Raw genomic sequence first — 14374 nt, 5'->3', positions numbered from 1 at the left:
GATCACACCAGGCCGAGCGGAAAGTCGCTGAGCAGCTCGACTCCGTCCGCCGTGACGAGGTAATCCTGCTCGAGTCGAATTCCGCCCCGCAGGCGGTCGGAGTAGAGTCCCGGCTCGATCGTAAAGATTTCTCCCAGCTCGAACGTGTCGTCCCAACTGGGATTCACGTGCGGGGCCTCGTGCGGGAAGAGCCCGATGCCGTGCCCCAGGTGATGGGTAAAGCTGCCGGGCAGGTGGCGGTCGAGATGTGCCTTCACCTCGGCGTAGAGTTCGCGGCAGCGAAAGCCCGGCTTCACGCGTCGCTCGACGATGGGAAACACGGCCGCAATCTGCTCCCAGGCCGCCTGCTGCACGTCGGTCGGCTGGCGATTCACGGCGATCGCGCGGCAGTTGTCGGCGTTGTAACCGCGATACGCCGGACCGAGATCCAGGATGTAGAGCTCGCCATCCTGTGCGGCGCGATCGCGCGGTGGGCCTCCCGGCACGCCACAGGCAAAATCGTTGCCGGCCGCGGTCGGTGGCTCGCCGAGAAAACGCGTGGCGGCCGCCTGCAACTCGCCGAATACGTCGAGCTCATTGACGCCCGGCTGCACAATCTCTCTGGCCCGCGCGTACATGGCTCCGGTGGCCCCGATAGCCTTCCGCAGGCATGCCAACTCGTCGGGATGCTTATAGCGTCGCAGGCGGTAGATCTCCGGTTCGATATCGATCAGTTCGGCGCTGAAGCCCCCCGCCAGGTGCGGGCCAAACACGGAATACTCGACGCCAATCCAACGCGTCGCGCGGGGCCCCGTCAAATCAGTGGCGAGCACCTCGGCCGCGGCCTGGCGTTGATCGTTGCGCAGCGTCGACATCCATTGCGCCTCGTACGTCAGCACGCGATCGACCGCCGCACCGGCCGGCGGTTCATTCGGCGCCACCAGCGTGCAGAAGCCGGTCGAGTCGAGCGCGGCGAGCGGTGTCACCAGGGGACCGTAGTGGGGGCCCGTCAGCCATTGCACGTGCTCGCGATGGGCCACGACGACCAGATCGCACTCGAGTCGTTCCATGACCTCCAGGAGACGTGCTTGCCGCGCGCGGCAATGCTTGATGCTGAAATGCGCTGTCGGGTCGGTCATGCTTGTCTCGTCGCGGACTAGGGGAGACGCGTGCGGGGGACGCCATGTTACCGCACGACCCCTGCGATCGACAGTCTCGGCCGAACCCCGTGAGGCGGGATCCCTGGTGATCGTCCGATGACGGGCAAGGGGCCGCCATTTTCTTGCCGCCGGCGCGGTTGGGCGGTTACGATTGACTCGTCCCGCCCCTGTGCAATCCCACCTTCGACTCGCGGCAGGTCCACGGTTATGGCGCGCCGGTTTGCCTCGATTGCTTGTCTGGCATTCGTCTGCTTCGCCGCGCGCGTACAGGCCGATGAGGCGCCCGACTACGCGCGCGACATCCAGCCGATTCTGGCCCGCAGTTGCTTCCGATGTCACGGTGCTGAAAAGCAGGAGTCGGGGCTGCGGCTCGACACCGCCGATGGCGCCCGCGAAGGAGGCTATAGCGGCGCCGCCGTTATCCCCGGCCAGGGCGGCGACAGCATCCTTGTCCACGCCCTTACAGGCACGCACGACGCGACACAGATGCCCCCCGAGGGAGAAGGGGAGCGTCTTTCGGCCGCTGAAGTGACGCTCGTCACTCGCTGGATCGATGCCGGCGCCGAGATTCCGGCCGATCCGTCAGCGACTTCCGGCAAGAGTCGCCGCACGAGCGAGCATTGGTCCTTCCAACCCGTCGTGCGTCCGGAGTTGCCCGTGCTGCGCCGGCCAGCCTGGGTGCGCACGCCGATCGATGCGTTCGTCCTGGCGGAACTGGAGCGCCGCTCGCTGGCGCCGGCCCCCGAGGCCGATCGCGCCACGTTGATTCGCCGCGTGAGTCTCGATCTGATCGGCCTGCCCCCTTCGCCCGCGGAGGTCGAGGCCTTTCTGCTCGACAATCGGGCCGACGCCTACGAGCGCGTCGTCGACCGGCTATTGGCGTCGCCCCATTATGGCGAACGCTGGGGCCGCCATTGGCTGGATCTGGCACGCTATGCGGATTCGAACGGCTATACGATCGACAGTGCCCGTTCGATCTGGAAGTATCGCGACTGGGTCATCGCGGCGATGAATCGTGATCTGCCGTTCGATCAGTTTGCGATCGAACAACTCGCCGGCGACATGCTGCCCGAGGCGACCTTGGAGCAGCGCATCGCGACGGGCTTTCATCGCAACACACTCAAGAACGAAGAGGGGGGGACCGATCCCGAACAATTCCGCGTCGAGGCGGTGGCCGATCGCGTCGCCACGACGGGGGCGGTGTTCTTGGGGTTGACGATCGGCTGCGCCCGCTGCCACGATCACAAGTACGATCCCCTCTCGCAGCGTGACTACTACCAGATGTTCGCGCTCTTCAATAGCGCGGACGAGCCGAGCCTGCAAGTGCCGACCGACCAACAGTCGAAGGAGCTGCCGGCGCTGGCCGCCGATCTCGTTCAGGCTCAGCAGCGTTTGAAGATGGTCGACGAGAACGCCCCCGGCCGGCAAGCCGACTGGGAAAAGAAGCTCGCCGGGAGAGTCGGGCGCGGCTGGCAGACGCTCGAGCCGGTCGAGTACCATTCGGCGCACGGCGCCACGCTCGAGAAGCTCGCCGATCTTTCCCTGCTGGCCACGGGCGAGCGACCGCGGCAAGACGAATACATCGTCGAAGTGGAATTGCCGCTGGGCGAGCCCCTCACGGCGATACGGCTCGAGGCGCTCACCGACGATCGTCTGCCGCGCCGGGGACCAGGCCGCGCGGGGAACGGCAATTTCGTCCTCAGCGAGGTGACCATCACTCGTTTGCCCCCCGCCACGGCGGAGGTGGCAGAATCGGCCCAGGCTGCCACGGGCAGCGCCACTCCCACGGACGCGGCCGAGACGATGTTCGCCATTGCCTCGACTCGCGCCGATCATTCCCAGGTCGATTATCCCATCGCGGCCGCCGCCGACGGTGACACGGCGACCGGTTGGGCCATCAATGTGGCACGCGGCTCGATGAACGTCGATCGAACGGCCATCTTCGTCTTGAGCCAGGTGCTCGAGCCGGCAGAACAGGGGAGCCGGCTGCGGATCACGCTCCGGCATCAGCATCGCGACGCAGGCTACACCCTGGGGAGGTTCCGGCTTTCGGCCACGTCGACGGCAACCGATCTGCTCGGATTGTCGCCAGCGGCGCTCGCCGCGTTGGCTATACCTGCCGAACAGCGTAGCGACGAGCAACGCGAGACGCTACGGATCGAGTATCAGCAGCACGATCCCGAACGACTCCCCTTGGCGGCCGCGATCGAAGAGTTGAAGCGTCAACAAAAGCAGCTCGAATCGTCGATCACGACGACGCTGGCGCTGGCCGAGCGGAGCGAGCCTCGCCCGACGACGATCCACATTCGCGGCGATTTCCTCCGCCCGGGCTCGCCCGTCGCGCCCGACGTGCCGGAGGTCCTGCCACCTCTCGAAAAAAATGGCGAGCGGGGGACCCGGCTCGACTTTGCACGCTGGCTCGTCGATGGCCGCAATCCGTTGACGGCGCGCGTCACGGTGAACCGGCTCTGGCAGCAGTATTTCGGCGTGGGCCTGGTGGCCACCGAGAACGACTTCGGCACGCAGGGCGATCCCCCCACGCATCCCGCGCTGCTCGATTGGTTGTCGTCAGAGTTCGTCCGTAATGGTTGGAGCCAGAAAGCGATTCATCGCCTGATCGTCACGTCGGCGGCCTATCGGCAGTCGTCGCGGTTCCGGCCGGAGCTGGTCGACGTCGATGCCGACAACAAGCTGCTCGCGCGGCAGTCGCGGCTGCGCCTGGATGCCGAGGCGATCCGCGATTCGGCGCTGGCCGCCAGTGGGCTGCTGGCGCGCGAGATCGGCGGACCCGGCGTCTATCCGCCTCAGCCCGAGGGGATCTATGCCTTCACGCAGCAGGTAAAGTATTGGAAAGAAAGCCAGGGTCCCGATCGCTTCCGTCGCGCCATGTACACCTATTTCTGGCGGTCGAGTCCCTATCCGTTTCTCACCACGTTCGACGTCCCCGACGCGAACACGGCCTGTACGCGGCGCGTGCGCTCGAACACGCCGCTGCAATCGTTGACCCTGGCCAACGACCGCGCGTTTCAAGAGATTGCCCGCGGTCTGGCGACGCGGGTCATCGAGCATCTGCCCGAGCATGACGATGCGGCCCGAATTCGCTACGCGATCAAGCTCGGACTGGCGCGCGAGCCTTCGATGAACGAGCAGGCGACACTCGGCCGTTTTGTGGCCGAGCAACGCGCTTCGTTCGCCGCCGATCGCGAGTCGGCGGCCAGCGCGCTAGGCGTCACCGCCGAGGCCGGAGCGGCCGATCCGCAACTGGCCGAGCGCGCCACCTGGACCGCGCTGGCGCGTGTGTTGTTGAATCTCGACGAATTCGTGACGCGGGAGTGAGACGCGATGAGCATGGCATCCCCTGCGCCACGAGCCATCGAACAAGCGGCGTTGCTGCAATCCACGCGGCGTCACTTCTTCGGGCAGTGCGCCGTCGGCGTGGGCTCGCTGGCCCTGGCATCGTTGCTGCAGGGTGAGCGTGCTCACTCGGCCGCAGCCATGGACGCCGACCTGCGCACGCATCCCTTGGCGGTGCGGCCGACCCATTTCGCCCCGCGCGCCAAGCGGGTCATCTTTCTCTTTATGGCTGGTGGGCCCAGTCAACTCGACCTGTTCGATTTCAAGCCGAAGTTGCAGCAGCTCGACGGGCAGCAGATCCCCTCGTCGTATGTTGAAAAGAAACGCTTCGCGTTCATCGGCCGCGACGCCAAGCTGCTCGGCACGCGGCGGGCGTTCGCCCAGCATGGCCAATCGGGCGCTCAACTGAGCGAGCTCCTGCCGCATCTGGCGACCATCGTCGATCAGATCTCGATCGTCCGCGGAATGAAGACCGACGTCTTCAATCACGGCCCGGCCAAGCTCTTCGTCAACACGGGCACGCCGCGCTTCGGACTGCCGAGCATGGGGGCCTGGGTGACGTATGGCATCGGCAGCGAATCGCAGAATCTGCCGGGCTTCGTCGTGCTGCAGTCGGGTCCCCGAGGACCGCGTGGCGGCGCGCCGCTGTGGGGGAGCGGCTTCCTTCCCACCACGTATCAAGGCGTGCCGTTGCTGCCCGGACCAGAGCCGATCTTGAATCTCACCAGCCCGCTGGGCTTTGCCGGCGCGCGCCAGTCGCAGTTCTACGAGACGGTCAACGCGCTCAATAGCGAGCGCCTGGCTACGGTCGGCGATCCTGAAATCGCGACGCGTATCGCCGCCTACGAAATGGCGTATCGCATGCAGTCGAGTGCGCCGGAGTTGACCGACCTCTCGGGCGAGACGGCCGAGACCCTGGCCGCCTACGGCGCCGAGCCCGGCAAGGTTTCGTTCGCCAACAACTGCCTGTTGGCGCGCCGGCTAGTCGAACGGGGCGTGCGGTTCGTGCAGCTCTACCACACCGACTGGGATCATCACGGCAACAACGATACGCACCTGGGCGAGCCGCTCGACGCGCGCTGCCGCGAAGTCGATCAACCGTCGGTGGCGCTGGTGAAGGATCTCCAGCGGCGGGGACTGCTCGAAGACACGCTGGTCGTCTGGGGGGGCGAGTTCGGGCGCACGCCGATGGGCGAGCCACGCGACAAGATCGGCCGCGATCACCACATCGATGGCTACAGCATGTGGCTGGCCGGCGGCGGAGTGCGTGCCGGGCAAACCCTGGGCGCCACCGACGAGTTGGGTTTCTACACCGTCGAAGATCCGGTCCACGTACACGATCTGCAGGCCACGATCCTGCATCTGCTGGGGCTCGACCATTTGAAGCTGACCTACCGCTTCCAGGGACGCGACTTCCGCCTGACCGACGTCGGCGGCGAGGTGGTCCAGCGATTGCTCGCCTGAGAAGACTCGGCATTGGGTCGCATCGCGCGGAGCGAGCGAGTACATTATCGCTCGAACTCGCTCATTTGTGGGAGACTACCGCCATGCTCCGTTTTGTCTTCGCCTTGCTCGTCGCCGCGTTGCTTGCCGGTCCCTTGTCTGCCGCGGACGAGTCCGCAAAACCGATCCGCGCCGGCATTATCGGCCTCGATACCTCGCACGTGATCGCCTTCACCAAGGCTTTCAACAGCCCCGATAAGCAAGGAGACGCGGCCGACGTGACGATTGTGGCCGCGTATCCGGGGGGCAGCCCCGATGTCGAAGCGAGCTACAGCCGCGTCGAGATGTTCACCAGGCAGGTGCGGGAGATGGGGGTCGAGATCGTCGACTCGATCGACAAGCTGCTCGAGAAGGTCGACGTCGTGCTGCTCGAAAGCGTCGACGGTCGGCCGCACCTGGCGCAGGCGACGCCGGTCATCCTGGCGGGCAAGCCCTTGTTCATCGACAAGCCGGTGGCCGGTTCGCTGGCCGACGCGATCGCGATCTTCGCACTGGCCAAGGAGCACAAGGTGCCCTGCTTCTCGAGCTCGTCGCTCCGCTTCGGGCCCGAGCTACAGGGGATCGGCAAAAACGAGAAGGTCGGCGAGATTGTCGGTTGTTCCGTACACGCCCCTTGCTCACTCGAAGAGCATCACCCCGACCTGTTCTGGTATGGGGTGCATGGTGTCGAGATGCTCTACACCGTGATGAGCACCGGTTGCGAAGAGGTCTCTCGCGCGCACACCGCCGATACCGACTTTGTCACCGGCCGCTGGAAGGATGGCCGCATCGGCACCTACCGCGGCATTCGTCGCGGCGACAGCACCTACGGCGCGATCGTATACGGCACGAAGGGGATCGTCGAGTCGGGCAGGTATGCCGGTTACGTTCCGCTGGTGGAGGAGATCGCCAAATTCTTCAAGACGGGCAAGTCGCCGGTGCCAGCCGAAGAGACGATCGAGATGTTCACCTTCATGGAGGCCGCCGACGAAAGCAAGCGGCAGGGGGGCGCCCCGGTGAAGCTGGCCGACGTGCTGCAGAAGGCTCAGGCAGAGGCCGCCAAGAAGAAGTAGATCCACACAGAACTGGAAAACGGATCGCGCTCGGCCGTCACCACGACGCCGCGTGGCGTGCCACGACCAGGTTCTCGCCGTGGTGCGTGCGACGGGGCGTGCGGCTTACGACTGGGTGCGTTGCTCGATCTGCTTCAGCCACCGGATCGCCTGTTCGAGCAACTCGAGCTGCTCCTGGCGAGCAACGAGTTCGCGTGCTTCCTTGGCCGTACACCAGCGGCGCTGGCGCTGGGTGTCTTCGGGCCAGTGGGCCAGTTCGTGCGAGACGCACATCAGCCGTCCATGCACGCGCAAGGGGCGGTTCCATTTGAAGTCGGCGTAGTCCCCCAGGGGTTGGCCGATAATTTCGCCCGCCAGGCCGGCCTCTTCGTACGCCTCGGCCAGCGCGGCCGTCTCGATCGTTTGATGGGGCTCGACAATCCCTTTCGGGAAGCCCCACTTGCGCCGGTTCAGCGACGTGATGAGGCAAAACTCCACACGCTGCTGACGGTACCGGAAGGGGACGGCGCAGGCCTGCGGCAACTCGTTCGATGGATCGCTCGACATGGCGGTTATCTTACACGTTGCCGGTGAAGAAATGGGATGCCAGCGAGCGGTGCAGGCATGGCATGAAGAAGTGCAAGTGCTTGCGCCGCTTCCATGTGTGGAACCTGCCATTTTGTGAGCCATGAAGCTCAATTCGAGACCAGGTTCTCGGTTTGAGACTAGCCCTTCGGCCAAACGCCTCGGGGACTTGAATCTTTTTTTTCGACAGGCTCCTTTCGAATGCCTTGTCGCGTAATGTCTTAGAGCGTTGTCAGCGATGCTAGCAGAAAAATACTTCAAACCATCGGCATAACCTTTGCGAATAACAGGCATTCAAGTGACGTGTTGGCACCACCCTCCCGCGAAGCCAACGCGTGCGAATGAGTCGCTCAGGTCGTGCTAGCGGCCGCAAGGCGATGTGGAAGAGTCGCCGGGTGGCATGTCGTCGCCCCCTTCCAGATGGACCCAGTGGCGGGAAGAAAAGAGAGCAAGATGCTTGTCCTCAGTCGAAAAATCGGCGAGTCCCTGGTCATCGATGGCAACATTCGAGTCACGGTCGTCCGTGTCAGCGGCAACCGCGTGGCGCTGGGGGTCGAGGCCCCCGACGATGTCCGCGTGCTGCGGGGCGAGTTGCGCCCCTTCGGTGACGAGCCGGTGGCGGCCCAAGAGCCGGAAGAGGAAGCCCCGGCGAAGCGTCTGTCGCGTCATCCCCGCCGCAATGAGTTAGTCCCGTCGACCACGCCGTTGCTGCCGCAGCGGTTGGCGCGCCGGAGCGGTTTCACCTCGCGACTGGCCAAGTAAGCCACTCCCCGCTCAGCCCAGCGAGAGCTCGGTGACCGAGATGGCGCCGTTGAAGCAGATTTCGACGTCGCACCCCTCGTGCCGCAGCCGATCCTGGTAACGTGCCCGGTAGTGCAATAAACCCTCTTCGACCACGTAGACCACGGGCAGGGGGTTCGGGTCGAGATCGCAAAAGACGACGGGCGGCGTGGGGCCGTCCGTCGGTGGATCGGGCAGGTTCACGTTCCAGAAGCGCCCCGGTCGCGCATCGCGCGACGTCAACATCCGCACCACCTCGTGTGCCCAGCGCGCCGCGCGGTTCCAATCGACCGCCTGCCGGCTGCGCCGATACTGCGACACCGCGATGCCCGGTTTCCCGAGCAGCACCGCCTCGCGCACGGCGGCGACCGTTCCCGAGGGGTAGACATCGGCCCCCAGGTTGCCCCCTTCGTTGATGCCGGAGACGACCCAATCGATCTCGGGCACCAGTTCTGGCACCAGGTGCGAAAGTGCCACGCGCGAGCAATCGGCCGGCGTGCCGTCCAGGGCATAGCGGTCCGAGGCGAGCGTCCGCAGCACCAACGGGCGATGTGTCGTCGTTTGGTGACTACAGCCGGAAAGATGCGTTTCCGGCGCCAGGACGACCGTGCGTCCCAGGGGCGCCATGGCACGTTCGAGGGCGGCGATTCCCGGCGCCTCGATTCCGTCGTCGTTCGTCAGGAGCAGATTCATCGCCGCGATTGTCTCACAACGCCACCGGACGACAAAGGGCCCGCGGCTTGCGGGGCGTTTCTGAGGCGACTAGGCTGGCGGGCCGCTTCAATGCATGCCGCGCCCCTGGGGAGAAGATGTCATGAACTGCCGCCGCACTTGCCGCCTACTGGTCGCCTGCCTGGTTACTTCGCTCGCCGGAGTGGCGTCGACCTCGTCCGCTGCCGATCTGCCCGATGCCGCCCAGATCGAGGCGATCGAAGTGCTGACGGTGCCGCACTACAGCGAAGGGGTGGTCTTCGACTACGCCGGCAACGGGTACCTCTCCGAAGCCAAACGCATCGTGCAATTCACGCTGGATGGAAAGCAGAAAACATTTGCGGAGACCGGCGCCCCGAACGGTCACAAAGTGTTGGCCGATGGCACGCACCTGGTTTGCGATGCGAGCCAGCACGCCGTGCTGCACCTCTCGGCCGATGGCAAGCTGCTCGAGCCGGCTTCGAAGGAGTGCCAGGGCAATCCGCTCAGGGGTCCCAACGATCTCTCGCTCGACACGGCACACGGCGGATTCTACTTTACCGACCCAGGGGGCTCGAGCGACACGGAGTTGATCGGCACCGTGCATTATGTCGACGCGAAGGGCGTGACCCAGCTCGTCGACGAAGGGCTGGCCTTTCCGAATGGCATTATCCTGACGCCCGACGGCAAGACGCTCTACGTCGCCGAAAGCAAGAAGAATCGTGTGCTCGTGTACGAGGTGCTCTCACCGGGCAAGGTGGGAGAGCGCCGCGTTCTGGCCGATCTGCCGAGCAAGGATGAATCGCTTGGCCAGGTCGACAACCAACCCGATGGCATGTGTCTCGACGCCGCGGGAAATATCTACGTGGCCCACTACGGCATGCGGCAGGTGCAGGTGTTGAGCCCCGAGGGAAAGCTGCTCGCCCGTTATCCGGGGGGCAACCTCACCACGAGCAACGTTGCTTTCGGCGGCCCGCAGATGAACCAGCTTTTTGTCACCGGTGCATTGGGCAATGAGCAAGAGGCCAAGGGTGGTTTGTTCCGCCTCGATCTCGGCGTGCCGGGACTCGTGATCTTGCCCGCCAAGAAGTGATGCCATGATTCATGCCGCTTCCCCATGAGCTCACCTGACGACCGACACGCCGATCCGCAATTGCTCGCTTCGTTGAACGCGCTCGAGTTCTTCAAGTTGATCGGGCTGCGGATCGTCGATTTGCGCCCCGGGTGGTCGAAGCTGGAAATCGACTGGCGGCCGGATCTTTGCCAGCCGTTGGGCATCATGCATGGCGGCGTGATCGCCACGATGATCGACTCGGGCATCGCCTACGCGCTGGTCCTCAGCGAGGTCGCCACGCAGGGGGCCGGCTGGGTTTCGGTCGATCTGCGGGTCAAATATCTGCGCCCCGCGTCGGCCGGCACGCTCGTCTGCGAGTCGACGATTCCCCGGCTGGGCCGCCAGATCATCCACGGCGAGAGCATCGTGCGGGGGGCCGATGGCAAGGAGATCGCCCGCGGAGATTCGATCTACATGGTCGTGGGCCGGGGGGAGAAGGCCCATCCGGGACTGGGCGGAAAAGGGGACTGAACGAGTGTCCCGTGCGGATCGTCGCGATTAAGTAGAGATTAGCACGGCTTTTATTGATGGTTGTGCGGTAAGTGAGCCCTGAAGTATTGATCACTGGCACGCCGGCCAGGCTCCCGTTGGTCGCCCTGGGTTCATTGGCAGCGCCGAGGGGAATAGGTTCATCTTGCTCCGCTTTCCGATTCTACCTAGAATCGAGTTACACACGGTCTGTAGGTGTTTTTCGCCCGCCATGCGTGTCATTTCCCGGCGGGGTAAATCAGTCGAACGTCGCAGGCCTCCCACGAGGGTAAAACGACGTGGCCCTCTCCGAAGTCGATCGCGGTCTGCTCGAACGGTGCCTGGCGCGCCAGCCCAGGTCTTGGGAAGACTTTGTTGACCGATATATGGGCCTCTTCGTCCACGTGATCAATCACACCGCGCAATGCCGCTCGGTGCGACTGACGCAACAAGACCGCGACGATCTTTGTGCCGAGATCTTCGTCGCCGTGATTCGCGACGATTTTGCCGTGTTGCGGAACTTCCGCGGTCAGAGCAGCCTGGCCACGTATCTCACGGTCGTCGCGCGTCGCGTCGTTGTCCGCGAAATGATCCGGCAGAAGACTCCCATGCGACTGGGTGACATCGCCGGAGAGCAACTCGTCGGCGCCGGCCTGCCCGAGCAACGCATTACCGATCGCGAAGAGGTCGAGCGTCTGCTCAACTCGCTCGACGGCGACGAAGCGGCCGTCGTGCGGCTCTACCATCTCGAAGGCAAGACCTACCAGGAGATCAGCGCCTCGGTCGGTATGCCAGAGAACAGCGTCGGCCCCACGCTGAGCCGCGCTCGCCAGAAGATGCGCAGCGCGGGGGCCGAGCCTTCCGGCTCGAAGCTCTAATCGCGCGCTCTGCGATGCACACTCTCTGCCTGGTTCCTCAAACGCAAACCCGCAGTGCCGCGTAGATATGCAGAACGAGCTCACTCAGCGCAAGAAACGCTGTTGCGCGGGAATGCCCGGCCTCGAGGTGACGGGATCGGGCGTGCTGACGGGTAGCGCCGGCGTCGACCGCCCGTCGTCGTGCATCGGAGGAAGTGGCCGACGGCCCAGGTCGATCGTCTGCCAGCCGGCGTATTGCGGCATGGCCCACAGTTGATGCTCGCTCGGCAACGAATTGATCTGCAACCCTTCGAGCTGCAGGGTTAAACGCAGCTCCATGGCCGGCCAATGGACTTCGACCGTCCGGGGCAGGATGGCCTCGGAGATCGGATCTCGCTGATGGTTGCGTGCCACGGCGCTGGCGATCAGTTTGCCGTCGGCGTCGTAGGCGTGTTGTTCGAGGATCCAGCCACGCTCGGGATCGATGATCGTGATGCGTTTCCAATCGAGCGTCTCGGTACGCAATTCGAGCTTGCCATCTTTCCGCGCGAAAGGCCCATAGTGCTGGTCGGACGGATCGAAGCGGACCACGCCCAACGCCTCGATCAACCAGGTGGGTTCGACCGAGAGGGCCTGCCGGGCCGGGCTGGTGGGGAAATCGTCGTGCCGGCAGAAGTAGATCGTCGGCGGATTGTTCTGCGCGGCCGAGAACCAGAAGCCGTCGTCGTTGCTTCCCAGGTCGACGGCCGTGCCGGCCAGGGCCGTTTCGGCGAACAGACGAAAGCGTTGCTCCCGTTCGTAAGCGAGATTGGCTTTGATCGTCGGAAAGGCCGCCACTTTGATCGAGGCGCTCGTCGTGTAGAGCGAGTCGACGCGATCGCTGTTCTCGTTGATCGTCGTCAGCACCGTTTCGAGCGTCGGCTGCTCGGGCAGGACCCGCGTGACCGGAACCTTGTATTGATCGACGACGCGCGGACAGCTCGCACCGCTGCCCGCCACCAGGAGCAGGGGCAACCACCAATAGCCCACCCCTCGGAGCCACGCTCGAGGCGGGCTCTGCGGTTCCTTCCGCGGTTGGGCTGTGTTCGTGGCCATCGTGGCTCTTGCGTCGCGGCCGGTTCAACTTGCCGGCGCGTCGAGTAGTTGTGCCAGGTGTTCTTGGATCGGTCCGATCCGCTCGTCCTCGGGCGGTGCTACGGCAAGACGATAGGTTTCCTCGTGGCGCGGGCAATACAGCAGCAACATCTCAGCGCCATGCTTCGAAGATTCGATGCCCTCTTGCCGCAAGACGCGATGCCGCACGAGCAACAGCGCCAACACGTAGCGCAGATCGTCCTGCCCGGGCTGCTCCGCGAGTTGTTTGAAATACTCCAGCAATACGTCGCCAGGCGCCATGCGGGCACGCTTCGCCTGCCGCGTGGGCATCTGCGACTTCCACCAGCCGACGATTCGATCTCCCACCGGTCCCTGCCAGGCCTCGGCCGAATAGTCGTAGCGCCTCACGTGCGAACCTTCGGCCACGAGCACCGAGTAGAACGTCTCTCCCTCGGTCAGCTCGCGACCGCTCTGAGCGCAGTGCCGCGTACAGCGTTGAACGTCGTAATCCATGGCGAGGCCGGGAACTTGCCGCTAGGTTGCCACGATCGCTGGCGAAAAATGCTTTTCGTACACGGCAACGCCATTCCCCGTGCCCCCTCGCTGACGCTTCGGGTTGGGATTCCCTCCATCACAACCCGAAGCGTCAGCGAGGGGGACCGCAGGACGCCAGAGGATGACGAGCGGGGCGGAGATTACTCAAAACGGCCGCGCCACTCAAGAGACCGTTGGTGCTAGCACCGCCAGCGCCGGCACGCCCTTACCAGACCGTGAAGAAGCGCGAATCGGTGCCGCCGGGGCCGATCTTCAATTCCACGCGCCGCGAGCAGCGGGGGCAATGTCCCAGGTAGGCCGTGCCGGCGCGGTTGATGTAGATCCGCGAGTAGATATCGCAGCAGGCGAAATGGATGCCCACGAAACGCCGGCGAACTCCGGGGCTGCTGCCGGCCCCCGAGTCGGCCTCATTGCTCGCGCCGCTCGATAGATCGAGGTTTTCGCCAACCATTATCAGTGGTCAGTGGTCAGTGGTCAGGGGTCAGGGGTCAGGGGTCAGGGGTCAGGGGTCAGGGGTCAGGGGTCAGGGGTCAGGGGTCAGGGTAGCGGTGTGGGTTTTTTCCGCAAAGAGCGAAGTCTGGGGAGGACCGTTTTGATCGCGCTCGGCTCTGCACGTTGCAGGCGTTGCAACCGGTTTGCTTGTCGCGGAATCGTAAGCAAGGCTACACTACGCAGCGCCTGCACGCCGCGAGTTTCTTCGCCCTACGCAAGGACAGCGCTATGCAATCAGAACAGTTCGAGACAGGTTTTGACATGACTGAATTTCCGACCGAACCGGCCGCGGCCGCCGGTGGTGGCATCATGGGGATGTGTTGCTTCGTCCTCGAGATCGCCATCCTGATCGTGGTCATCATTGGCCTCTGGAAGACCTTCCAAAAGGCTGGCAAGCCAGGTTGGGCTAGCATCATTCCCTTCTACAACATGTATGTGTTGACCGAGATCGCCGGCAGGCCGATCCTGTGGTTCATCCTGATGTTGATTCCCTGCGTGAACATCATCGCGCACATCGTGGTGTCGATCGATGTGGCCAAGAATTTTGGCAAAGACACGCTCTACGGGGTGGGATTGATTCTGTTTCCCTTCATCTTCTACCCTTTGCTCGGTTTTGGTGACGCCAAGTATCAGCCGGTGCAGCACGGACCGTAATGGCCACTGCCCCCAGCACATAACACAGCCTGCCGGCGGAGTGCCCAAGGCGCTTCC

At 64.3% G+C, this 14374-nt stretch carries 14 protein-coding genes; 8 read left to right on the top strand and 6 right to left on the bottom strand.

Annotated elements, in window-relative coordinates; translation table 11 throughout:
- Positions 1 to 2: 2 nt before the first annotated feature.
- Positions 3 to 1118 (bottom strand): aminopeptidase P family protein, encoded by a 1116-nt coding sequence (locus KF708_08435; protein MBX3412701.1) that lies wholly within the window; start codon positions 1116 to 1118, stop codon positions 3 to 5.
- Positions 1119 to 1346: 228 nt separating this feature from the next.
- Between KF708_08435 and KF708_08430 the strand changes: the two genes are divergently transcribed.
- The 3 genes from KF708_08430 (at position 1347) to KF708_08420 (ending at position 7048) form a co-directional block, all read left to right on the top strand.
- Positions 1347 to 4475, top strand: coding sequence for a PSD1 domain-containing protein (locus tag KF708_08430; protein ID MBX3412700.1), 3129 nt, complete (start codon positions 1347 to 1349; stop codon positions 4473 to 4475).
- Between the two features lie 12 nt (positions 4476 to 4487).
- On the top strand, positions 4488 to 5957 hold the full coding sequence (locus KF708_08425) for a DUF1501 domain-containing protein (GenBank protein ID MBX3412699.1): 1470 nt from the start codon (positions 4488 to 4490) through the stop codon (positions 5955 to 5957).
- Between the two features lie 83 nt (positions 5958 to 6040).
- Positions 6041 to 7048 (top strand): Gfo/Idh/MocA family oxidoreductase, encoded by a 1008-nt coding sequence (locus tag KF708_08420; GenBank protein ID MBX3412698.1) that lies wholly within the window; start codon positions 6041 to 6043, stop codon positions 7046 to 7048.
- A gap of 105 nt (positions 7049 to 7153) precedes the next feature.
- On the opposite strand, the gene KF708_08415 is transcribed toward KF708_08420, so the two are convergent.
- Complete coding sequence (locus tag KF708_08415) at positions 7154 to 7594, bottom strand: NUDIX domain-containing protein (protein ID MBX3412697.1); 441 nt, start codon at positions 7592 to 7594, stop codon at positions 7154 to 7156.
- Between the two features lie 471 nt (positions 7595 to 8065).
- Here KF708_08415 and KF708_08410 point away from each other — a divergent pair, with 471 nt between their 5' ends.
- Complete coding sequence (locus tag KF708_08410) at positions 8066 to 8374, top strand: carbon storage regulator (protein ID MBX3412696.1); 309 nt, start codon at positions 8066 to 8068, stop codon at positions 8372 to 8374.
- A gap of 12 nt (positions 8375 to 8386) precedes the next feature.
- Here the strand turns inward: KF708_08410 and surE are convergent, their stop codons facing one another.
- Complete coding sequence (surE, locus tag KF708_08405; GenBank protein ID MBX3412695.1) at positions 8387 to 9085, bottom strand: 5'/3'-nucleotidase SurE; 699 nt, start codon at positions 9083 to 9085, stop codon at positions 8387 to 8389.
- Between the two features lie 121 nt (positions 9086 to 9206).
- On the opposite strand from surE, the gene KF708_08400 reads away from it, so the two are divergent.
- The 3 genes from KF708_08400 (at position 9207) to KF708_08390 (ending at position 11542) form a co-directional block, all read left to right on the top strand.
- Entirely contained in the window at positions 9207 to 10175 is a 969-nt protein-coding gene (locus KF708_08400; protein ID MBX3412694.1) for an SMP-30/gluconolactonase/LRE family protein, read from the top strand.
- Positions 10176 to 10199: 24 nt separating this feature from the next.
- Positions 10200 to 10667, top strand: coding sequence for a PaaI family thioesterase (locus KF708_08395; GenBank protein MBX3412693.1), 468 nt, complete (start codon positions 10200 to 10202; stop codon positions 10665 to 10667).
- 296 nt (positions 10668 to 10963) lie between these two features.
- Positions 10964 to 11542, top strand: coding sequence for a sigma-70 family RNA polymerase sigma factor (locus tag KF708_08390; GenBank protein MBX3412692.1), 579 nt, complete (start codon positions 10964 to 10966; stop codon positions 11540 to 11542).
- 84 nt (positions 11543 to 11626) lie between these two features.
- On the opposite strand, the gene KF708_08385 is transcribed toward KF708_08390, so the two are convergent.
- The 3 genes from KF708_08385 to KF708_08375 form a co-directional block, all read right to left on the bottom strand.
- Positions 11627 to 12616, bottom strand: a complete 990-nt coding sequence (locus KF708_08385) for a hypothetical protein (protein ID MBX3412691.1) — start codon at positions 12614 to 12616, stop codon at positions 11627 to 11629.
- Between the two features lie 24 nt (positions 12617 to 12640).
- The gene (locus tag KF708_08380; GenBank protein MBX3412690.1) at positions 12641 to 13129 is read right to left on the bottom strand and encodes a hypothetical protein; all 489 of its coding nucleotides are present in this window, start codon (positions 13127 to 13129) and stop codon (positions 12641 to 12643) included.
- Between the two features lie 247 nt (positions 13130 to 13376).
- On the bottom strand, positions 13377 to 13622 hold the full coding sequence (locus tag KF708_08375; protein ID MBX3412689.1) for a hypothetical protein: 246 nt from the start codon (positions 13620 to 13622) through the stop codon (positions 13377 to 13379).
- A 302-nt stretch (positions 13623 to 13924) separates the two neighbouring features.
- Here KF708_08375 and KF708_08370 point away from each other — a divergent pair, with 302 nt between their 5' ends.
- Positions 13925 to 14317 carry a signal peptidase I gene (locus KF708_08370; protein ID MBX3412688.1) on the top strand — a complete coding sequence of 131 codons (393 nt, stop codon included), beginning with the start codon at positions 13925 to 13927 and terminating at the stop codon, positions 14315 to 14317.
- Positions 14318 to 14374 lie beyond the last annotated feature (57 nt).

The organism is Pirellulales bacterium (assembly GCA_019636335.1).
Lineage (GTDB): Bacteria > Planctomycetota > Planctomycetia > Pirellulales > JAEUIK01 > JAHBXR01.
This window is presented reverse-complemented; position numbering and strand designations above follow the sequence as displayed.